The organism is Peptococcaceae bacterium (genome assembly GCA_024655825.1).
In the GTDB taxonomy this organism is placed as follows: Bacteria; Bacillota; Peptococcia; order DRI-13; family PHAD01; genus JANLFJ01.
In genome coordinates, this window is sequence record JANLFJ010000009.1 from 1 (window position 1) to 21,942 (window position 21,942).

16 protein-coding genes and 1 pseudogene are annotated in these 21,942 nt (G+C 49.9%); 14 read left to right on the forward strand and 3 right to left on the reverse strand.

Annotation, left to right across the window (positions count from 1 at the left end):
* The coding region (locus tag NUV48_04970) for a GNAT family N-acetyltransferase (GenBank protein MCR4441492.1) at positions 1-275 on the forward strand (275 nt) is incomplete at its 5' end.
* 674 nt (positions 276-949) lie between these two features.
* Here NUV48_04970 and NUV48_04975 read toward each other — a convergent pair.
* Entirely contained in the window at positions 950-1,381 is a 432-nt protein-coding gene (locus NUV48_04975; protein ID MCR4441493.1) for an exoribonuclease R, read from the reverse strand.
* A 147-nt stretch (positions 1,382-1,528) separates the two neighbouring features.
* Between NUV48_04975 and NUV48_04980 the strand changes: the two are divergent.
* The 3 genes and pseudogenes from NUV48_04980 to NUV48_04990 all read left to right on the forward strand — a co-directional run bounded on the left by NUV48_04980 (position 1,529) and on the right by NUV48_04990 (position 3,772).
* Positions 1,529-1,627: pseudogene (locus NUV48_04980) on the forward strand (transposase).
* Positions 1,613-2,263 (forward strand): class I SAM-dependent methyltransferase, encoded by a 651-nt coding sequence (locus NUV48_04985; GenBank protein MCR4441494.1) that lies wholly within the window; start codon positions 1,613-1,615, stop codon positions 2,261-2,263. The pseudogene NUV48_04980 and the gene NUV48_04985 overlap by 15 nt, the downstream one beginning before the upstream one ends.
* A 288-nt stretch (positions 2,264-2,551) precedes the next feature.
* Positions 2,552-3,772 carry a cofactor-independent phosphoglycerate mutase gene (locus tag NUV48_04990; GenBank protein MCR4441495.1) on the forward strand — a complete coding sequence of 407 codons (1,221 nt, stop codon included), beginning with the start codon at positions 2,552-2,554 and terminating at the stop codon, positions 3,770-3,772.
* 103 nt (positions 3,773-3,875) lie between these two features.
* Here the strand turns inward: NUV48_04990 and NUV48_04995 are convergent, their stop codons facing one another.
* On the reverse strand, positions 3,876-5,498 hold the full coding sequence (locus NUV48_04995; protein MCR4441496.1) for a sodium:solute symporter family protein: 1,623 nt from the start codon (positions 5,496-5,498) through the stop codon (positions 3,876-3,878).
* Between the two features lie 920 nt (positions 5,499-6,418).
* The gene (locus tag NUV48_05000) at positions 6,419-7,411 is read right to left on the reverse strand and encodes a zinc dependent phospholipase C family protein (protein MCR4441497.1); all 993 of its coding nucleotides are present in this window, start codon (positions 7,409-7,411) and stop codon (positions 6,419-6,421) included.
* A 78-nt stretch (positions 7,412-7,489) separates the two neighbouring features.
* On the opposite strand from NUV48_05000, the gene NUV48_05005 reads away from it, so the two are divergent.
* From NUV48_05005 to NUV48_05050, 10 genes are all read left to right on the forward strand, one after another.
* Positions 7,490-8,746 (forward strand): MFS transporter, encoded by a 1,257-nt coding sequence (locus NUV48_05005; protein ID MCR4441498.1) that lies wholly within the window; start codon positions 7,490-7,492, stop codon positions 8,744-8,746.
* Positions 8,747-8,823: 77 nt separating this feature from the next.
* Entirely contained in the window at positions 8,824-11,784 is a 2,961-nt protein-coding gene (locus NUV48_05010) for a phosphoenolpyruvate synthase (GenBank protein MCR4441499.1), read from the forward strand.
* Between the two features lie 174 nt (positions 11,785-11,958).
* Positions 11,959-13,296, forward strand: coding sequence for an NADP-specific glutamate dehydrogenase (gene gdhA / locus NUV48_05015; protein MCR4441500.1), 1,338 nt, complete (start codon positions 11,959-11,961; stop codon positions 13,294-13,296).
* A gap of 161 nt (positions 13,297-13,457) precedes the next feature.
* Positions 13,458-14,009 (forward strand): NAD(P)H-dependent oxidoreductase, encoded by a 552-nt coding sequence (locus tag NUV48_05020; protein MCR4441501.1) that lies wholly within the window; start codon positions 13,458-13,460, stop codon positions 14,007-14,009.
* Positions 14,010-14,011: 2 nt separating this feature from the next.
* Positions 14,012-14,683 carry a hypothetical protein gene (locus NUV48_05025; GenBank protein MCR4441502.1) on the forward strand — a complete coding sequence of 224 codons (672 nt, stop codon included), beginning with the start codon at positions 14,012-14,014 and terminating at the stop codon, positions 14,681-14,683.
* Between the two features lie 120 nt (positions 14,684-14,803).
* The gene (locus tag NUV48_05030) at positions 14,804-16,420 is read left to right on the forward strand and encodes an FAD-dependent oxidoreductase (GenBank protein ID MCR4441503.1); all 1,617 of its coding nucleotides are present in this window, start codon (positions 14,804-14,806) and stop codon (positions 16,418-16,420) included.
* 196 nt (positions 16,421-16,616) lie between these two features.
* Positions 16,617-18,635, forward strand: a complete 2,019-nt coding sequence (locus NUV48_05035) for a sigma-54-dependent Fis family transcriptional regulator (protein MCR4441504.1) — start codon at positions 16,617-16,619, stop codon at positions 18,633-18,635.
* A 278-nt stretch (positions 18,636-18,913) separates the two neighbouring features.
* A complete protein-coding gene (locus NUV48_05040) occupies positions 18,914-19,372 on the forward strand; it encodes a DUF1097 domain-containing protein (GenBank protein ID MCR4441505.1) in 459 nt (152 codons plus the stop codon).
* Positions 19,373-19,580: 208 nt separating this feature from the next.
* On the forward strand, positions 19,581-21,305 hold the full coding sequence (locus NUV48_05045) for a sigma-54-dependent Fis family transcriptional regulator (GenBank protein ID MCR4441506.1): 1,725 nt from the start codon (positions 19,581-19,583) through the stop codon (positions 21,303-21,305).
* Positions 21,306-21,552: 247 nt separating this feature from the next.
* On the forward strand, positions 21,553-21,930 hold the full coding sequence (locus tag NUV48_05050) for a Lin0512 family protein (protein ID MCR4441507.1): 378 nt from the start codon (positions 21,553-21,555) through the stop codon (positions 21,928-21,930).
* Positions 21,931-21,942: the final 12 nt, after the last annotated feature.

A 21,942-nucleotide genomic window follows, 5' to 3' on the forward strand; every position in this document is an offset into this window, starting at 1 on the left:
CCTTTTTGGTATTATCTGGGTCTGTTTTAAAAATATTTTTTGATTATGCTTTGGTGTTATTTTCCATCAACTGCATAACTCCTGTGTTAATAAATCCTGCATATCAAGGAAAAGGCATTGGAAAAGAGTTAGTTAGATTGTTATCCCAAAAATACAAGGAGTATTTAAGGATTGTGCTTATAGCTTATGAAAAAGAAACGGAATTCTATAGACGCTGTGGATTTGAAGTTGGAGTGGAAAAGGTACCTATGTTTATTACTTCTTTGTGGACATAATTAATATAAGAAGTAGGGTTTTGATATCACAGAATGGTATCAGAAAGTTTTATTTAGGGGCTGACGTCCTGTCAGCCTCTAGTCTTCGAAGGCGCGCGACTATTACATAACACCACATTCACGCTATCGGGCTTCGGCCTGCGAGGGTAAGGTCATAACGGAGAAGGGCTTTGCCTCAGCCACATCGTCTCAGTAAGTCCAGGTATGACTAGACTTCGGCGACGTCGTGAATGCGCCCCGATAATCGGACATCGCTCGCTGCGCTCGCTCGTCCGATTATCGGGGCGCGGGCTTCGCCTGCTGATAGGCTCGCTCGCGCAAAGCGCTCGCGACATCGCCTATCAGCAGGTTTACGGACACCCCTTCGCCAAGTGCAAGCACTAGGGCTCAGGGCGTCGTAAACCCGCGCCCCGTTAAGCGCAATGTTCTTTAATAGTAAAAGAAAAGACCCAATATTGGGTCAGATTTTGCTCCAGAATTCATTTTCAGATATTTTAAGTTGCTTATCTAGAATTCTTTTCCATAGGTTTCTGGGGATTTCTTTAGCAATAGCATGACTGATTTTTATTCTGAGAACGGAGCCATCGGCTAAAACCTTTTCATAGTACCAATGATCTGTATTTCTTATAAGAACCCAACCGTTTTTATCACAGTATCTTTTTAGGTCTCCAAATTTAGGTGGCATTGTCCAGCTCTAGTAATTGACGAATTTCTTCATCAGTTTCACATAGTAGGACACGTAAGACATAAGGGAAATGAGATTTACGGTTGGGTGCGTTCAAGAATAATTGTGATCTCTGTATATAATCTGAGGCATAGATTTTCAGATCATCAACTAGACCACTGATAGCTTCATCTAAATTTGAACCATTTGAATAAAGCTCTAGGTCATCCAAAGCAAGTGTTATAGATGAATCATCTTCTTTAATAATCTCAGGCTTCAAGCTAAAATTAGACAATAACATTTTCTGTTGGTCAACTCGAAGAACCATTACTTCTTCTGACTTTTTTCGTTTAATTATAGCTGGTTTATACATATTGAAAACCTGATCATACAAAGAAGAGAACTCTTTGCGGGCATCGGTTAGGTTTAATTCATATAACATAGTCATACACCTCCTCACCTCCTATACTACAACAATATGCACAATCTGTACAGATAGAACATTTATAGTATGGGTTGAAGGGGATAAATTATAATGATACCAGAAAACGAGACAGACAAGATGGGTCAAATAAGTTAGAATAGAACTATGGACAAGAGAAGGAATTTTACACCGGAACAAAAAGCAAAAATCGTGATTGAAGTCTTGCGGGAAGAAAAAACACTGAATGAGATTGCTGCAGAGCATGAAGATTGTTGTTGGCACAGTTATAAGGAATCTAGAAATCATAGGAGGTACAAAATGAGAGAACTTAAAGCAAAAATGTTTAACAAAAAAGCATCAGACCCGAAAAATAAACCTGCTCATATTATAGAAGCCATAGGATTGAAATATGCGGATATTATCGCTGATATAGGTGCAGGTGGAGGTTATTTTTCACTAAGATTTGCTGAAATAGTGGGCGAAAAAGGTAAAGTTTACGCTGTTGATACAAATAAAGAGTTTTTGGAATTCATCAAAAACAGTGCTAAGAAAAAAGGGCTAAAAAACATAATTACACTCCTTATAACTGAAGATAAAATGGATTTACCTGAAGAAAGCTTAGATTTCATATTTATGCGTAATGTCACCCACCATATACCAAATCGTGTGAAGTATTTTAAGAATCTAAGAATGTTTTTGAAATCTAATGGCAGGATAATCATAATAGAGTACAAAAAAGGCAAACCTTTCACTTTTCGCGGGATGTTTGGGCACTATGTTCCCAAGGATACTATCGTACGAGAAATGGGAGAGGCGGGATATGTATTGGAAAAAGAATTTGATTTTTTACCAGAGCAAAATTTTACAGTTTACTTAAACACACCCCTTCGCCAAGCGTAAGCATGAACCGTTATCCGAAATGGCTTTACTCGATCGAACAGTGAATGCTTTTGATATCTGAATCATTGAAAGCTGCATATCCTGGAGGGTTAATTGGAGCTATTCATTTTAAGAATGCGAGCAACTCTGATTTTAGTCCAAGGCTAGAAAAAGAGAAGGAAGAACTTGAAAATGCTTTAAGAACTAAATCGATATGTTAAAGTTGTTTCACCGGATGCAATATTAGAAACACAGGAAATATATAAAATCTAAACCAGTTTTATTTAGCTGCTGCGAGGAGTGAGATTATTGAAATACGTGGTAATTGTGCCTGACGGGATGGCTGATTATCCTGTCCTCGAATTGGGGGGGCGCACTCCCCTGGAAGCCGCAAATACGCCGGCCTTTGACCGCCTGGCAGAGGCCGGGGAAGTCGGCATGGTCAAGACAATCCCCGAGGGGATGGCGCCGGGAAGCGACACGGCCAACCTGGCGGTAATGGGCTATGATCCCCGGGTGTATTATTTCGGCCGTTCTCCTTTTGAAGCGATCAGCATGGGCTTGAACCTTGCGGATACCGATGCGGTTTTCCGCTGCAACGTGGTGACGCTCTCAGAAGACGAGCCGTACGGCGAAAAGACCATGCTGGACCACAGTTCCGACGAGATTTCCACGGAGGAAGCAAGGGAACTGCTCGAAACCGTCAATCAACACCTGCGGACCGAAGAAATGACTTTTTACCCCGGGGTGAGCTACCGGCACATCCTCGTCTGGAACAATGCCCCGTTTGATTTCCGGTTTACCCCTCCCCATGACATCATCGGCCGAAAGATAAAGGAATACCTGCCTGCCGGCCCTTATGGCAGTCTTTTCCTCGGCATGATGGAAAAAAGCAGCAAGTTTTTAAAAGACCATCCCGTCAATATCAGGCGGAAGGAGCGCGGGTTAAAACCCGCCAACTCCATCTGGATCTGGGGCGAAGGCAAAAAACCGCGGCTGCCGAATTTTTTTGAGAAATACGGGTTAAACGGTTCGGTTATCTCTGCGGTTGACCTCATCAAGGGGATCGGGATTTGCGCTGGCCTGGAGCCGATAGAGGTGGAAGGGGCTACGGGCAACTTCCATACCAACTACGAGGGCAAAGCCCGGGCGGCCCTCGACGCGCTGCAAAACGGCCGGGACCTGGTTTACATCCATATTGAGGCGCCCGACGAGTGCGGGCACCGCTATGAAATCGAAAACAAGGTCAAATCCATTGAGGCGATCGACGCCAGGATCGTCAAGCCCATTACCGCTGAACTCGAAGCAGGGGGAGAGGAATACGCGGTCCTGCTCCTGCCTGATCACCCAACCCCGCTGAGACTGCGGACCCACACGGCTGAACCGGTTCCCTTTTTGATTTACAGAAGCGGCGACAAAAAAGACGGACGCGGACAGATTTATAACGAAGCGTCGGCGGCGGCCGCAGGCCGCTATATCGAGGAGGGGCACAAGCTGATGGATTACTTTGTAGGGAAACTCCCGTGGTGATATTTATTGGTAATAGTAGCAAAACAAACAGCGCAGCAAAAAGGCTGTCGGCGGTTGGCCGACAGCCTGGGCCGGCATTTTACCGGCTTTTTTCTTTTCCGCGTTACTCTTCCGGCAAGGCTTTGGCGCCGGAAACGGGGGTCAAAAGTTTTTTATAGAAGGCCTCTTCCACCGGCGATGTCAGGAGGCTTACCACTACCATGGTCAATGCCGAAAGGGGCAGGGAAATGACGATGGGATCGACCACTGTCCAGGGGAAGCCGGCCAGGGTAGCCTTCCCCGTTAGGGCTTTGCTGATGCCGAGTCCCGCTGCCCCTTTGGCATAAACGAAGGTCAGCCAAAAGAGGCTGCTGAGGGAGCCTATCACCATGCTGGCGATGGCCCCGGCAGTGGTAGCCCGCGGCCAGTATAAAGCGGCAGCATAGGCGGGAAGGAAGCTGGCGGCGCAAACGCCGAAAAAAATGGAAGTGGCTACGGCGATTATGCCGGCCGGAAGGCGGAAAGTGAGCCAGACTGTTATGATCATGGCTGCGGCCAGACCCAGCCTGTTTATCAACAACGAGTGCTTTACGGACCTGGACTTTGAACCGGCGTACAGGTCGCGGCTTAAAGAGGTGCCTATCACATGGAATTGCCCGCTTAAGGTGGACATGGCCGCTGCCATCAGCGTCAGGGTAAACAGGTAGGTAAACCAGGACGGCATGGCGGAATTGATGAACAGGGGTATGATCCGGTCGACATTAGGGGCGTTGGTGGCGGGGTCAATGGAAGCCGTAAGCGCGATCTTGCCCGTGGTTTGAGCGAAATAGGCATTGGAAAGGGAACCCACGACGAAAGCCACTCCCGTCATCATCAGGATGAATATACCGCCCACTACTACGGCCCGGTTTAATTCCCGGGGCGCTTTTACCGTCAGGTAGCGGACGATTAACTGGGGCTGGGCCAGGACCCCGATTCCCACACCCATTACCAGGGTTGATACAACCACCCACCAGTATTCCGAACCCAGAGCGGGCATGCTGGTCCAGCCCAGGTGGCCTTTCTGCGCCAGGCTGGCGGGAACCTGCGAGGACAGGGCTGTCAGAGCCTTGTGGGCCGTAAGAATCCCGCCCAGTTTGGCATAAGTCATCACCAATAGAAGCGACATGCCGATAAACATGATGCTTCCCTGGAGTGCGTCTGTGTAAACAACGCCTTTCAGCCCGCCGGTTATCACATAGGCGGCGACGAACAGGGCGAAGACCCACACCGCCAGTTCGTAATTTATGTTGAGGGTTTGCTCCAGGAACCTGCTGCCGCCGATCATTACCGCCGCGGCATACAGGGGCATGGCGCAGGTCACAACAACCGCCGCGTAGCGCTGGATGAAGTCTGATTGATAGCGGCGTCCCAGGAATTCAGGAAAGGTATGGGCATCCAGGTTGCGTCCCAGGATGAGGGTCCGCTTGCCGAAAAAGACGAAGGCCAGGAAGATGCCGACAAAGATGTTGGCGAAAGTCAGCCAGAGCAGGCTCATGCCGTACATCCCGGCGGTTCCTCCGAAGCCGACGATGGCCGACGTGCTGATGAAGGTCGAACCATAGGCCAGGGCCATCAGGTACGGGTGCACGTTGCCGCCCGCAATGAGATAATCCTTGTCGGACCTGGTCCGCCGGTAGGCTATGTAGCCGAGTATCGCCACGGCCAGAAGATAAATAACGACTATTGCTATTAGCTTGACGTTCACGAAAATTCACTCCTTTTTTTAAATATTTGATTGTTAATCATTGCTGTTCCATTTGACCACGCCGTAAACCACGCACAGCACCGCCGAGAGAACGGAAAGCAGGTAAGCCAGCCAGATTTGGGGATCGGGTATGCCCAACATATTCATCACCTCCCTGTCTAAAAAAATGCAAAAGGCTTTCCATCCTGCGAGGACGAAAAGCCTTGTTTTCCGCGGTACCACCTCTCTTGACCGGAACTTATCCGGACCGCTCAGCAGGGCACAGGGCGAGAAGCCTTTATACCCCCCTTCCTGGTAACGGTGGAAGTTCCGTGGGGCCTACTTTCCGACTTCTTGGTCAGTTTCAGCCGCCGGCTCCGGAGAGAACTTCGGCCGGGCAGACCATGAGGGAACTTGCAGTCAGCGATTCCCTCTCCCTGGAAGGCTGTTGCCGGCGTACTTTGCTCCGTCATTGCCGTTTATATTCTCTTTTTGTTTTAATATTTTAATAGTTTTAAAAACGCCTAAAACAAAAAACTTCTCAGTCCTTTAGGGACGAGAAGCCATGCTTCCGCGGTACCACCCTGGTTGGTCTGGCGTGAGACCCTCTCGGCGACGCACGGGACCGGATCACTCGGTCTCAGCCGGTGCGCCCTTCCCGATAACGGTGGAAGGCCCGGGCAAACCTACTTGCTGCGCGCGCAGTTTCAGCCGCCGGCTCCGGAGGGAACTTCGACCGTCTTCCGCCCGGGAAGGCTTTCAGTCAGCGGCCTTCCCTCCCTGGGGGTTTCGAACGGCGTACTTTTCTCCGTCATTGCCTTGATATTATTGTTAATATATCATATGCCGCCTGCAAAAACAAGTGCCTGATCCGGTTTTTTTATGACGTTTATTGTCTTTCACCGCCTTCAGCGGTGCAATCAATTATCGTTAAGTATGTTTCAACGATCAAATATGCATTCATAATGCGTGAACACCAGGTCCAGCCCACAGTCGGCGCCGGTAACCAGGGAACGGTTGCCGATCCTGTTTAAGGCGGGAACGGGGCTGTCACCCAAGTGCAGGCAGCGGTATAATGCCAGGCACAGTTCTTCGGCTTCAAGCGCCGCAGCCAAAAACATCTCCGGGAACGATAAGGTGAATGGGGTTGAGTTGTCCCAGGGCAGTCGCCAGGGGCGGCGTTGAAGATTTAAACAATCGAGTTCGCTGTCAATGCTGGTTGGGTAGACCATGCTCGAAATGAGCGGGGGGCGGCCCAAGAGTTTTTCCACAAAAATAAGCAGGGGCCTTTTCAGGCCGGTCCGGTCCCGCAGCGCGGCCTGGGCGGTTGCCATGTCCCTGGCGGCGCGGGAAACCTGTTCCGCGCTTACTCTAATGCCGTAAGTGTTTTGTAAGGCAACCCGGTACAGCCTTCCGATCGATTGGGCTTCTCCGGTATTTAAGGAAATAAGATTGTGGACCTTCAAATCTGCCGGTTTTTGGGCCAACAACCTTTCAAGCATCAGGACATCGGCGGCTGTTTCAAACAGGCGGTGACGGCAGACGTGCCTGGCGTCGGGATTTTCGCCCGGACGGGCAAAGCCTGTCCGGTAATAAACGTAAGGGTGAGCATGGCAGTCAAGGGAATAATGGCAGGCATAACCGCAAAGATAAGCGGTAAGGAGTTCCCTTTCCCTGCCATTTTGTTGCATAATATAACTGACGGCATTTGCAAAAAAGGCGTTCACTTTTTCCAAGTGCAGCATGTCCCCGGTTTTGTTGAGGCCGCGGTTTGCCGTCCAGGGCCAGGCACGGTAATAAAAGAAGATGTCCGGTCCCTGAGTTCCAAGGTTGAAAACCTGCCTGTTTCCGGCAATCAGCTCCCGCAGAGGTTCGTCTTTCAGGTTTTGGAGCACCTGGTGGCCGCAGAGGTAATGGGTAATAAAACCAGGCACGGGTTTCAGATCCTTTCTTTCGGATGAAGTTTAGAACGCGGAAATGCCTTACGGCGGCGAAGGAGGGCAGCAAACAGCATGTTGAAGAGGCTCACCATACAGGAAAAGAGCTGGGTCATGTACGACTGGGCCAACTCGGCATACTCCGCAATCATTACGGCTTCTATTCTTCCCATCTTTTTCAAATCCATGGCCAGGGACGCCGGATTAAGCCCGTATACGGCCGACGCTTACTGGGGCTATGCAACTTCACTAGCCACCCTGCTGGTTGCGCTATGCGCCCCGGTGCTGGGCGCACTGGGGGACTACCGAAATATGAAGATGCGGCTGTTTAAAATCTTTTTCGTCATAGCAGTAATATCAACGGCCGCGCTGGCTGCAGCCCAGCAGTGGTTCCACATCCTCGTCCTGTATGCGGTGACCATTACCGGTTTTGCCGGGGCCAACCTGTTTTATGATGCTTTCCTTGTTGATGTTACCACGGAGGACAGGATGGACATGATTTCCACATATGGGTTTGCCCTTGGTTATATCGGTGGAAGCACTATCCCTTTTATTATTTCCATCGCCCTGATCATGTTCGGCCCGCAAATCGGAATTCCTGCCGCTGCGGCGACCAGGTTTTCGTTTTTTTTGACAGCCCTGTGGTGGACAGTGTTCTCCATACCCATGCTGAAAAACGTCAAACAGGTCTACTTCATTGAGCCCGCTTTGAACATGGTACTCGGCAGTTTCGGGAGATTGCTGCAGACATTCAGGAATATCAGGCGGTACCGGCATGTTTTCCTGTTCCTGGCGGCCTACTTTTTTTATATCGACGGGGTCAACACCATAATCAACATGGCTGCCGTTTACGGGGACAGCGTTGGCCTGAGCAGCGCGACTCTCCTCCTGGCACTCCTCGTTACCCAGGTCGTGGCCTTCCCTTTTGCCATTATTTACGGCGCCCTGGCCAGGGTATTCGGGGCCAAAAAAATGATTTTGGCGGGGACTTTGGTCTATTTGCTGGTCTGCGTGCTTGGTTACCGTATGAAAACCGCCTTTGATTTCTGGGTGCTGGCCCTGCTGGTGGCTACTTCCCAAGGCGGCATGCAGGCGCTTTCGCGCTCATTTTTCGGCAGGATGGTGCCGAAGGAAAACTCCAACGAGTTTTTCGGTTTTTACGATATTATCGGCAAATTCGCGGCGGTTATGGGGCCGGCGCTTTACGGCCTTTTCAGCCAGTTGATGGGTCATTCGCGCTACGGTGTCCTGAGCGTGATGGTTTTGTTCCTGCTCGGCGGGGGAATCTTCCTTTTTGTTCCGCTGCAGCAGCCGTCCGGCACTGATTTGTAATCGCTCGTTTTTTAAAATCGTTTTTATCAAGTTTTACCTTTAAACTAAAAATGGATACTAAACGTGAGAAGAGAGGGATGGTTACGGAACACGCCGGCGATTTTAAAGCGCAGATCACCAGATTTCATGACCTGATGAAATTCAGGGTCACGGAAATACTGCTTGTCTCTACCCCGTATGACGGTTTTGTCCTGGAGGAAGACGGCAGACTTTCCGAAAGGATTTATAACGAATACTTTGACCTGAGCATTTATTTCGTACCGAGAATCCACAGGGTTTCCTGCGGCCTTGAAGCCCTGGAGGTCCTGCGGGAAAAAACCTACCACCTGGTGATAACCATGTCCCGCATCAGCGACATGAGCCCTTTTGAGCTCGCCGGGAGAATAAAAGAACTATACCCGGAATTGCCCGTCGTCATGCTGTCTTACGAGAGGCTGTCTGCGGAAATGATCGCCCGGGTAAGAGAGAGCAAGGCCATCGACAGGGTCTTTTACTGGACGGGCGACAGCAAGATCCTGGTTGCCACCATCAAGTATGTTGAAGACCGGCAAAATGTTGAAGAGGACTGCAGGCAGGGCGTTCAGGTAATCCTTGTTGTGGAAGACTCCCCTGTTTACTACTCGCAGTTTCTTCCCATCATCTATACGGAAATTATGAAGCAGACGCGGTATTTGGTATCACATGCCGTAAACAGCAGCCACAGGCTTCTCAGGGTCCGGGCCAGGCCCAAGATCCTTTTAGCCGAAACCTACGAAGAAGCGGTGTCGATCATCGAAAAATACAAGCATAACCTGCTTGGCGTTATTTCCGACGTGAGATTTCCCCGGGGCGGAGAAATCAACCCCACGGCGGGAATTGAGTTAGCCCGGAAAGTCAGGGAAACGCTCCCGGACATTCCTTTCCTGCTGCAGTCGGAAGAAAAGGAAAACGAAGAAATAGCGCGCCGGCTGCAAGTGACTTACCTGGACAAGAACACCCCCGCTCTCCTTTTGGAACTGCGCGCATACATCATGGACAGTTACGGTTTTGGGGCCTTTGAGTTCAAAAATAAGGAGGGAGAGGTGATCGGGGTCGCCACGGACATAACGCACCTGGAAAAACTTGTGGCGGAGGTCCCCGATGATGTTCTGTATTACCATGCGAGCAATAACCATTTTTCCAGGTGGTTCAGGGCCCGTACCGAATTTGAAACGGCAGAAGAACTGAGACGGCTTGATGCAAAAAGCTTTTCCAGCACTGCGGAGATCAGGGAACAAATCCTGGAAATTATCAGGAACTTTTTCAAGAGATACCAGTCGGGCGTCATCCTTGATTTTGGCCTTTCCAAAATGGATATGGAAAATGCGTTTATCAAGCTCGGCAGCGGTTCTCTGGGAGGGAAAGCCAGGGGCATAGCTTTTTTCAACTCCCTGCTGTCCGAAGCGCGCCTGGATGAAAAGTACCCGGGCGTGAAGATAAAAACCCCGCGCTCCTTTGTAGTCTGCAGCGAGGTTTTTGAGCAGTTCATCGAAGACAACGAGCTGAACGATTTTCTCGCCGCTTCAAGCAGCGAAGAGGAAATAGCCAAAAAATTCCTGGCTTCAGAGCTGACAAGAGAAATAAAGAATAACCTGCTAACCCTGATCCGCAATGCCGGGTATCCTTTGGCCGTCAGGTCGTCAAGCCTTCTTGAGGATTCGCAGGTGCTGCCTTTTGCCGGGATTTATAAGACGTATATCCTGCCTAACAACCACCGCAGCACAAGAGTCAGGTTCAAACAGGTCTCCGATGCGGTCAAACTGATTTATGCATCGGTTTTTTACGACTCGCCCAGACAATATGCCAGGAATGCGGATATCCGCATTGAGGAAGAAAGAATGGCCGTTTTGATCCAGGAACTGGTTGGAGAACAGTACGGGGACCTGTACTATCCCGTTGTTTCCGGTGTGGCCCAGTCGTATAATTTTTATCCGTATTCTCACCTGAAACCTGAAGACGGTATGGCCAGTCTCGCCCTGGGTTTCGGGAGGATGATAGTCGAAGGGGGTCAGGTATACCGTTTTTCTCCTGCCTATCCTAGGATGAACCCTCCGTATGCAAACCCGGGCGAATTTTTAAAAAAGTCACAGTCCATGTTTTATGCACTGAACCTGAAAAAGTCTTCGAGCGCCCAACTGAACCCGGATGACAGCTGCAACTACGAAAAGCACCCTCTTTCCAGGGCTGAAGAAGACCGCACTCTTGAATACGTGGGGAGCACATATTCACCGGAAAATGACTGCATTTTTGATCACTTGCACATCAACGGTCCCAGGCTGGTAACGTTTTCTCCCATCCTCAAACACGGCCTGTTCCCCCTGGCGGAGATCATCAAGGACTTGTTCGAACTGGGTAAAAGCTCTTTCGGTTCGGAAGTCGAAATCGAATTTGCCGTGAACATACCGAAAGATAAAACAAAGCCCAAAGAATTTTACTTCCTGCAAATCAGGCCGATGGTCGTGGGGAGAGAGCCCGTCCAGGTGAAAATCGAGTCCCCCGGCGGCGACCGCAGTATGCTGTGTGTTAGCAGGCACACTATTGGAAACGGCGTGTTTCAAAACATTCACGATCTGATTTTTATAGACCCGAACCTGTTCGAACTTGAAAAAACCGTTCAAATAGCCGCCGAAATCGGTGAACTCAATAAAGTGTTGTCTGAGGAAAAGCGCAAATGCATACTCATCGGGTTCGGGAGAATGGGCACCGCCGACCGCTGGCTCGGCATCCCCCTGGCCTGGTCTCAAATGTCGCAGGCCCGCGTGGTGGTTGAAGCGGACAGGATTGACCTGCAGTCCGAACCCTCGCTGGGCAGCCACTTTTATCACAACCTGATCTCTCTTAACATGGGATATCTTCATGTCCAACACGACGGCGGCGCCGAGGAACGGATAGACTGGGACTGGCTTTTAGCCCAGCCGGTTTGCAGGCGGACGAATTATGTGAGGCTGATCAGAAGCGACAGACCCTTTATAACGATAATTGACGGCAAGAGTTCCACGGGGATAATTATGAAATCATGAGCTTAGCGTGAACGGCAAGGGTCTCCCTGATTGGGAGGCCCTTTTTATGGAATGAGCAAAAATGTAAAATAAAAAGTATACAGTATACATAATACAAAAAAGCTGGTATAATATTCTTGAACCTCCAAGTACATATTTAATGGGGGAGAATGACTACTACGAGGGGGAGTTTATTTGAAGTACTTGGGTAAAGTAATGGAACAGGTGATTAAGAGGAACCCGAATGAACCCGAATTCCACCAGGCGGTCAGGGAAGTGCTGGAGTCTCTTGATCCTGTCGCGGAAAAGCATCCGGAGTGGGTAAAGGCGGGTATCTTTGAGAGAATCGTCGAGCCGGACAGGCAAATAATTTTCAAGGTGCCCTGGGTTGACGACAATGGCAATGTTCAGGTCAACAGGGGTTTTAGGGTCCAGTTCAACAGCGCAATCGGCCCTTACAAGGGAGGCCTGCGGTTTCACCCGTCAGTAAACCTTGGTATTATCAAATTTCTTGGTTTTGAGCAGATCTTCAAGAACTCTTTGACCGGCTTGCCGATCGGGGGAGCGAAGGGCGGGAGCGATTTCGACCCGAAAGGCAAGTCGGACGGCGAAATCATGAGGTTTTGCCAGAGCTTCATGGGCGAGCTGTTCAGGCACATCGGAGAGAACACCGACGTTCCGGCCGGGGACATCGGTGTCGGCGGCCGTGAAATCGGTTACATGTACGGAATGTATAAAAAACTGCGCAACGACTTTACCGGCGTTTTTACAGGCAAAGGCTTAACATGGGGCGGGAGTCTCGTCAGGAAGGAAGCCACCGGCTATGGCACCTGTTATTTCATGGAAGAAGCCTTGAAGGCGAAGGGCAAATCATTTAAAGGAGCAACAGTGGTCATTTCCGGTTCCGGGAACGTGGCGATTTATGCCGCCGAAAAAGTTTGCCAGCTCGGCGGCAAGGTCGTCGCGATGAGCGATTCGAACGGGTACGTTTACGACCCCGAAGGAATAAAACTTGATACAGTGAAAAGGATTAAAGAAGTGGAGAGGAAGAGGATCAAGGTTTATGTCGAAGATCACCCCACAGCCCGGTACCATGAGGATTGGACCGGTATCTGGACGGTCAAGTGCGACATAGCCCTTCCCTGCGCCACGCAAAACGAAATCGACGAAAAATCCGCCCTGGCCCTTGTCGCCAACGGCTGCTACGCGGTTGGAGAAGGCGCCAATATGCCATCAACTCCTGAGGCTATTGAGGTGTTTCTCAAGAACAAGGTCATCTTCGGCCCGGCAAAAGCCGCCAACGCGGGAGGCGTGGCCACTTCGGCTCTTGAAATGTGCCAAAACAGCATGAGGTATTCGTGGACATTTGAGGAAGTGGACGCAAAATTGAAGGAGATCATGGTCAACATATATAAGAGCGCCAGCAAGGCTGCCCGCGAATACGGCTGCGAAGACAACCTGGTGGTTGGAGCCAATATCGCCGGGTTCCTCAAAGTCGCCGACGCCATGTTAGCTCAAGGTGTCGCTTATTAAAATTTATAATTTATGTGCAGCTAAAATGTATAACCCTTTGCAGTTCTCCTTATTTAGGAGGCGCAAAGGGTTTTTTGTATTTAATCCTTGACAGTATTACGAGATGATAATATAATGAATCGCCACCTGATTTATATTCTGTATAGAATGGAGGCGCTATTTTGAAGCCGGTAATACTTGAGGCATTTGAAAATGAGAATTTTATTGGGAATACTTTAAAAAGATTGTTTGAACAAAAAGGTCAAGAATATTTCTACTTTAAGCTCAAGGATATGAACATACTACCATGCAGGTCTTGTGGTATTTGCAGTATAAAAACTCCTGGCAAATGTATTGTAGTAGATGACGACATGCCTGTAATATTAAAGGCCGTAGCCTCAAGCAGTATGTTGATCATGATCACCCCGATAGTGTTTGGAGGATATTCCTCACAACTGAAAAAAGCCGTTGACAAATTTATGTTGCTGGCTACCCCTTTATACAGCGGCAAGGGCGGCCGCCTGCTCCACCTTCCCCGCTATGGCCACAAATCACTGCTGGGTATAGGTGTAACGAAAAACAACTCCCGGTTTCAGGAAGATAGTTTTAGAAAACTGGTTGCCCATAATGCTTTAAACCTGCAATACGCAAACAGTACTCTTGTGTTTAAACCATCTGACGAAACAGCCAAAATAAAACGCGACATAGAGCTTGCCCTTAAGGAGGGAAAATAGAGATGAACGGACAAAGACTTCTCATACTGAATGGAAGCCCTCGTAGACAAGGGACCTCCTACAGCTTTGCCCGCACAATAAAAAAACTTGCTGAAGATGCGGGTAATCAAGCTGAAATTAGACATGTCATTGATTATTTTGATGGGCAAAAAAGCTTAAACGATTTGAAATATCATATTGCGGAAAGCGATATAATAGCCCTTGTGGCGCCTTTATATGCAGACACACTTCCCTATCCTGATATTTGGTGCCTGGAAAAATTGGCCGCTGAATACAGCAGTGAACTTAGCGGCAAGATGTTTTTTGCAGTTGGCCAGTGCGGTTTTCCGGATATAACCCGTCTCGAGCCAATGATTGACGCATGCAGGTTCTTTGCCGAAGAGACGGGAATGATATGGCGGGGTGGTTTAGCTTATGGCGGAGGGGCAATAATAAACGGGGCATTGCTGGAGAATTTGGGCAAGAAAGGAAAGAAAATCACTTCTGCCTTTAAGCTTGCCCTGGGAGATGTCATTCAAGGCAAAATGATTTCCGCCCGGGCACAGGATTTGTTGACAGTAAGAATTCCCAGAATTCTATACCGGCCGTTGGCTGCCTATTTAAACCATAAGATAAAAAAGGATGCGCTAAAGCATGGGATTACCGATGTTTCCAGAAAGGTTTACCTTGAATAACCCGTATTTACCATATGCTAAATACGATGAAAATTAAATCAAAAAGTATATTATGGAGGTAATAAAGAGGTATTGGCGAAGTAATGTTCAGAATAGACTTGAGTGCTTAGGAGATACCGCATGTTAAGAGTAACCGGACTTAAGCTGTCACTAGAAGAGGATATTAAACGGCTGCCTTATATGATTGCCCGCAAGTTAAGAATAAAGTCAGCCGATATCCTTGACTGGTATGTTTTTAAACAGTCAATAGACGCCCGTGACCGCAGGATGATTTATTTTGTTTATACGGTGGATGTTGTGGTTAAAAATGAGGCATACCTCATCAGCAAAATAAACGATCCGGGCGTATCCTTTACACCTCCTCTGCGGTATGAGTTTGCGCAAACGGGCAGTGAAAAACTGAAAGACCCGCCAGTGGTTATAGGGACTGGTCCATCAGGGCTTTTTGCCGGGCTTCTTTTGGCCCAGATGGGATACCAGCCCCTTATTTTAGAGCGGGGAGACAATGTGGAGACCAGGGCGGAAAAGGTCCGGCGTTTCTGGGAGACGGGCTGCCTGGACGGGGAGTCCAATGTCCAGTTTGGGGAAGGCGGGGCAGGGACTTTTTCCGACGGCAAGCTTACCACGCTGATTAAAGACAAAGAGAGACGCTGCCGCAAGGTATTGGAAGAATTGGTCCAGGCCGGAGCGCCGGCTTCTATCCTTTACTCGTTTAAGCCGCATATCGGTACGGATGTTTTGCAGCGCGTGGTAAAAAATTTGCGCGGCCGCATTCGCGAGCTGGGGGGACAGGTCCTTTTCCGGTCGCGCGTAACAGACCTTATAGTAAACAGCGGCCGGATTGACGGGGTAGTGGTAAACGGCCGGGACCGTATAAACTGCCAAGCCGTTGTTTTGGCTACCGGGCACAGCGCGCGGGATGTTTTCAGGATGCTTTATGAAAAAGGGGTTAAGCTGCAGCCCAAACCGTTTTCTATCGGGGTCAGGATAGAACATCACCAGGAGGTCATCGACCGGGCGCAGTACAGGGAATTTGCCGGCCATCCCCGGTTGGGAGCCGCCGAATACAAGCTGGCCTACCACTCGCCGTCAGGCCGCTCCGCTTACACCTTCTGCATGTGCCCGGGAGGAACGGTGGTGGCTGCAGCTTCCGAGCACGGCTATCTTGTCACCAACGGCATGAGCGAGCACGCCCGGGACGGCCGCAATGCCAACAGCGCCCTGCTGGTAGGTGTTACACCGCAGGATTTCCCGGGTGACCACCCGCTGTCGGGGGTCGAATTCCAGCGCAGGTGGGAAAAAGCGGCCTTCTTGTTGGGGGGAGGAGGCTACCTTGCTCCCGCGCAGCTGTTATCCGATTTTTTGGAGGGAAGAGTTTCCACGGTTCTCGGCTCCGTTAAGCCCACCTATCCCCGCGGCGTTACGTTGGCCGATCTTGCGGAGTGCTTGCCTTCTTATGTGACGGAGACGCTTCGCGAAGCGATTAGCGAATTTGGAAGGAAACTCCAAGGTTTCGCCGCGGCTGATGCCGTCCTGACCGGGGTTGAGACCCGCAGCTCGTCGCCGGTAAGGATTGCCCGGCAAGATGATTTCCAGGCCTGCTTTTCCGGGCTATACCCGGCTGGAGAAGGTGCGGGATACGCTGGCGGTATAGTATCCGCGGCCGTGGACGGGCTGCGGGTTGGGGAAGCCCTAGCCAGAAGGTTTAAACCGCTACAGGCCGGTATTACGGGCTAAAGGTTTTTATTCTAAACCTTGCTTTGCCGTAATAAATATTTAAACAAGCCCCAATTGTACGTGCATGTTGATATATTATTTACGCTAATCTATAATTAACTTAAATTAAATTATTAACTGCCGTAATTCAATCCTGGGACAAATCAGTTCTGTTATTTGTTTTCCTAAATAGCCCAAAAAGGCGGGGGAGAATTATATGAATAGCAAGAATATAATGTCATTTATGGACATTAAATTGGCCTGGGAAAAATACCTTCAATCCGGCGAAGTGATCCATGACATGATTAAACAGCCGATTGTCGAGTCGTGGAAAAGGAGCAACGAGGCCAGCGTCAACCCGTTTGACGGGGTATGCAGGTATGTCCTGGAACACCGGCAGCTGAAGGAGGTTAAGGAACGGAACAGCGAACTGCTGCAAACGGTTAAACCGCTGATGGAATACTGTTATGACCTTATTAAAGAGACCGGCGTTATCTTTGTGCTGATCGACGAGCAGGGTTACATCATGGAAAGTTTTGGCGACGCAAACGTGCTTGAAGATGCGAAAAGGATCAACTTTATCCAGGGAGCGACCTGGACGGAGAACCAGGTGGGAACCAACGCCATAGGGACTTCGCTGCAAATCAAGAAACCGATAAATGTCACCGGCGCCGAGCATTACTGCCAAAAACACCATCCCTGGACATGTTCCGCCGCTCCAATACTTGATCCGGCGGGAAAATTACTGGGAATAATTGATATTTCCGGCCCGGCGCGCACCTTTCACAAAAACGCGCTCGGCCTTGCGGCGGGAATCGCCAATACGGCCATGACGAAACTTATACTTAAAAAAAAGGGACAGGAGATGTCCCAGGTCGACAAACGGTTTTCCCTGCTGTTCAATAATGTTTCGGACGGCATTATCGAAGTCGATGCCCGGGGAGTGATTAAACGGGTCAATCCGGCTGTCAACAGGCTGTTTAAAATGACTTCCCAGGAAATGATCGGGAGGCCTGTTGAAGAATTGTTTGGCTGGGATATTCCCCCCATCATGTCCCTATTGAAAGGAAAACGCCTGGATTGCGAGTGCTCTTGGCCGGCGAAAAACGAAAGCAAGAAGTTTTTGCTGTGCGGCGAGTCTATAATTGACGCAGCTGGCGCCGTGGCGGGCGGAATTATCATTTTTAAACGCCTGGATGAACAGAAGGTGCTCGTTAAGAGGGCCGAGTCAGCAACTCGCAAAGATACTTCTTACCATTTCGCGGATATTAAAGGGGACAGCCCGGCTATTGTTGAAGCCGTGCAAATTGCCAGGCTTGCGGCCAGGAGCTTCTCCAACGTGCTGCTCCAAGGCGAGTGCGGGACCGGGAAAGAGATTTTTGCCCAGGCAATCCACAACGAAAGCGCAAGGAAAGAGGGACCGTTTATCGCTGTAAACTGTGGAGCCATCCCCAGGGATTTGATCGGTTCGGAACTGTTCGGATACGAAGAAGGGGCGTTCACCGGGGCCAGGCGAGGCGGCCGGGCAGGCAAGTTTGAAATAGCTTCGGGCGGGACTTTGTTTCTTGACGAGGTCGGCGATATGCCCTTTGAACAGCAGGTAGCCCTGCTGAGAGTGCTGCAGGAAAAGAAAGTCGTCAGGATCGGCGGCCACAGGGAGATTCCCGTCGATGTAAGGGTAATATGCGCGACCAACAGGAACCTTTCGGCTGAGGTTGTTAAAGGCAACTTCCGGCAGGACCTGTATTACCGTTTAAACGTGATAACCATAAACATCCCGCCGCTGCGGGAACGCAGGGAGGATATCATCCTTCTTTTCCACCATTTTTTGAAAAAACACGAATCGGCGCGGGGCTGGAGCTTCGAAATCGAGCCGCAGGTTTTCGACTACCTCCAAAAATACCATTGGCCCGGCAATGTCCGTGAATTGGAGAATGTGGTGGAAAGGCTGATAAACCTGACGCAGGACAGGAAGATCAAAGCCGGCAGCTTGCCCGCTGAAATCCGGTTCCCGCGGGAGTTTTTACCACGCGATGCTGCTGTGGAGATTCCTGTTTTTGACAGCTATCCCGTAGATAGGAAGGGGAGGAAACGGGAGAACGCCAAACTAGAGCAGCAGAAAATCATTTACGTGCTGAACAGGCATCACGGCAATGTCAGCAAGGCCGCCAGCGAACTGGGAGTATCCCGCAATACCCTGTACCGAAAAATGCGGCTTTATAATATAAACAATTAGATTCACTTGCCGCTGTTATCCAAATATGTCCTTGATTTGTAACATGCTGTCACGAACTTCAGCATTATTGGGACAATACTTTTTACCGTGCCGGGAAGCAGAACAGCAGACCACCCTGTGAAAACAGGGCGGTTTTGTTATGGCACAGATTTTGCAATTCTAGAACATGTGTGCCGGCAATTTAAAACTGAATCAAAAGGGGGGGTCAAGCAGTGGTGTTTATTAAACTGCCGGCAAAAGGAAGAGTAAAATATTTTGGATAAGGAAGGGAGAGTAATATGAAACTGTTTCCTATTTCGCTTTCCATCGGTATTCTGGCCGGTTTGTGGACTTATCTCTCTATCGCTTTTGGCCTGCTTACCTGGCCGGCTTTTGTCGGGTGGGCTATTTATTTTTACCTGGGAGGCACCAAAGAAGCCCTGGGCAAAGCCATACCTCCCATGATTGTCGGCCTGGGCCTGGGCTACCTGACTTCATTGGCCTATGCAGGGCTGAACGGCGACGCGTTGATCCTTTCAGGGCTGGTGGTAATCCTTGCTTTCCTCATGACTTACATGATGAATATACCCCTTCTGGCAGCGGCCCCGGCGGCCTTTCAGGGCTGCGCGGTCTTTTTCGGTGTCGGCGACCCGATTAAGGCGGGAATACCTTTTATCATCGGGCTGCTTCTCGGTTATGTTTCGGCGGTCATCCCCGATGTTTTGATGTCCGCCTCAAAGAAAAAGGAGGCAATGTGAGACCTTCGTCTGTTGTAACATAAGTGTCATGGCAATTTGTGTAATGGTGACACTTTTGTTACATTTAAGCTTGCGTTAGGCGAAAGAAAATGGCGGTACGGCAAGGCTAAGCCGCCTTTTTTTATTTATATAAAAATGGCATAACATTTGCAATTAAGAAATTCATAATAACAAATCTTATAAAAACCACACGCGGGGTGCTGAACAAATGGCTTTTAATCAGGTTCCTTTCTTTAACAGTATAAGATCGGCCTGGGATGCTTTTGTCACATACGGTGAACCACCCAGCCACACGGTCCGGCCGGAAATTATCGACTCATGGCTCCGGTGCCGGCAGGCGGGAGTCGACCCGGAGAACGGCTGCTGCAGCCGTATTCTGAGTTCCACGGAATTAAAAGAGATACTGTTGAAAAACTGGGATTTGATACACATAGCCAAACCCTTCATGAACCGTCTTTATAAATATTTCCAGGGATCGGGTTTTATTGTTGTTCTGGTCGATAAGGATGGTTACATAATGGAAAGCTTTGGCGATCCGAAGGCTCTTGAAAGCGCGAAAGAGATCAATTTCATCCGGGGAGCCAGGTGGTTGGAAAACGAGGTGGGAACAAATGCCATCGGGACGGCCCTGGTATTGAAAAAGCCGATCCAGGTTACAGGTCCGGAGCATTACTGCAGGAAGCACCATACCTGGACTTGTTCCGCTGCGCCCATTTTTGATTTAAACAACCAGGTGGCAGGGGTACTGGATATTTCAGGCAGCGCCGATGAAACCCATCTTCACACCCTCGGCATGGCGGTCGCGGCGGTTGAAGCGATTACCAGGCAGCTCAGGATCGAACAGGACCGCAAACAGGGATTGACCGGCGGCCTGAACAATAGAGCGGGTGGAGAGCTCGCCGCTGCCGGAAATTCCGAAAGCCAGGCCCGTGTTTTCAGCGGCGGCAATAAGTTATATAAGTTTAGTGACATCATATGCAGCAGCCCGGCGCTGAAGGAAAGCGTGCACGTAGCCTCGCTTGCTGCCGGCTGTATGTCCAACGTGCTTTTGCAAGGTGAGAGCGGGACAGGGAAGGAGCTTTTCGCTCAGGCCATTCACAGCGCCAGCTGCAGGAAAAACGGGCCGTTTATTGCCGTGAACTGCGGGGCCATACCCAGGGAACTGATTGCCAGCGAGTTATTCGGGTATGAGGAAGGGGCTTTTACCGGCGCAAGGAAGGGTGGAAAACCAGGAAAATTTGAACTTGCCCGCGGAGGAACTTTGTTTCTGGACGAGATTGGAGAAATGCCGCTCGAACAGCAGGTAGCACTTTTGCGGGTCCTGCAGGAAAAGAAAATTTACCGGATCGGCAGCGACAGAGCAATAGACGTCGATGTCCGCATCATCTGCGCGACAAACAAAAATATCCTGGAGGAAGTGGGTAAAGGCGCCTTCCGGCAGGATCTTTACTACCGGCTGAACGTGATTTCGATTACCCTTCCTTCGCTGCGCGAGCGCAGGGAAGACATAGTTTTATTGTTTAATCATTTCTTGAAGCAGATAAGCCGGGGAAAGGAGTATTACGTGGAGCCGGAGGTTTATGAACAGGTGGAGCGGTATGATTGGCCGGGCAATGTCCGCGAGCTGCAGAACACGGTGGAGAGGTTGGTGAATTTGGTCCAGGGGCCGATCATCAGTCTCTCCCACCTGCCCCCGGAGATCTGCGGCGCAGCCGGCGCGCAGTTGGAACCAGCGCCTTCCCTGGCTGAACAGGTTATGGGCGAAAGAAGCAGCAGGACGGAAAGAAAACGCAGGGCTGCGGAAAAAGAGCGCCAGAAAATCGTTTTTTTGCTGGACAGGTATGGAGGGAATGTCACCTGGACTGCCCGCGAGCTGGGCCTTTCGCGCAACACTCTTTATCGAAAAATGCGTTTGTACGGGATAAAGAACTGATTTGTACCAAAACTGTCATCGATTGAGACAGCGGGTGACAGGAGCGGTACACCGGCTGAGATGTTTCCTTTTAGTCCCTGCTGCTGATGAGGAAGAGAAACGAACCAAATCTCGCTTGGGTTAAGGTCTGGGCTTGTTTTCCCCGGTTTGCGGGAGTCTTGGCATAATACTTGCTGTACATACTGGTGATGGACTTATACGAGTCCGCTCTTCATATTTGCCAAAAAAAGGGGAAGGAGGTGAAGGCGTGGGCTATGAGCGGTTTGTTATAGAATTTGGCACCGGGGCCGACCTGCACGGGGAAGATGTGACCAAAGCCGCGCAAAGAGCGGTTAAAGATGCCGTTTCGCACAGCTGTCTTTGCGGCTTGGTCGATATTTTTGGGTACAGCGATCCCAACAAGATGCACATTGAGGTGAAAATCGGCTGTCCCTACCCGGAAAGAGTGAACAAGGAAGAAGTCCTCAAAATGCTTCCTTTCGGGACGGCCAACCTGGAAGTGGTAGCGGGAGGACTGCTGGCTCCGGGGTTAAAGCTTCCCGCTCTCGGGGAGGGCGACAGGGTTGTGCTTGCGCTGGCCGCCCTTACGGTTTACGTCGATACCGGAGGAATAAAAAAGAGCTAAAGGAGAAAAGGA

Bases quoted from the DNA above. Each gene is read 5' to 3' on its own strand.
- NUV48_04975 (MCR4441493.1), bottom strand. From the start codon at position 1,381: ATGTTATATGAATTAAACCTAACCGATGCCCGCAAAGAGTTCTCTTCT.
- NUV48_05005 (MCR4441498.1), top strand. From the start codon at position 7,490: ATGTTGAAGAGGCTCACCATACAGGAAAAGAGCTGGGTCATGTACGAC.
- NUV48_05010 (MCR4441499.1), top strand. From the start codon at position 8,824: ATGGTTACGGAACACGCCGGCGATTTTAAAGCGCAGATCACCAGATTT.
- NUV48_05025 (MCR4441502.1), top strand. From the start codon at position 14,012: ATGAACGGACAAAGACTTCTCATACTGAATGGAAGCCCTCGTAGACAA.
- NUV48_05030 (MCR4441503.1), top strand. From the start codon at position 14,804: ATGTTAAGAGTAACCGGACTTAAGCTGTCACTAGAAGAGGATATTAAA.
- NUV48_05035 (MCR4441504.1), top strand. From the start codon at position 16,617: ATGAATAGCAAGAATATAATGTCATTTATGGACATTAAATTGGCCTGG.
- NUV48_05040 (MCR4441505.1), top strand. From the start codon at position 18,914: ATGAAACTGTTTCCTATTTCGCTTTCCATCGGTATTCTGGCCGGTTTG.
- NUV48_05045 (MCR4441506.1), top strand. From the start codon at position 19,581: ATGGCTTTTAATCAGGTTCCTTTCTTTAACAGTATAAGATCGGCCTGG.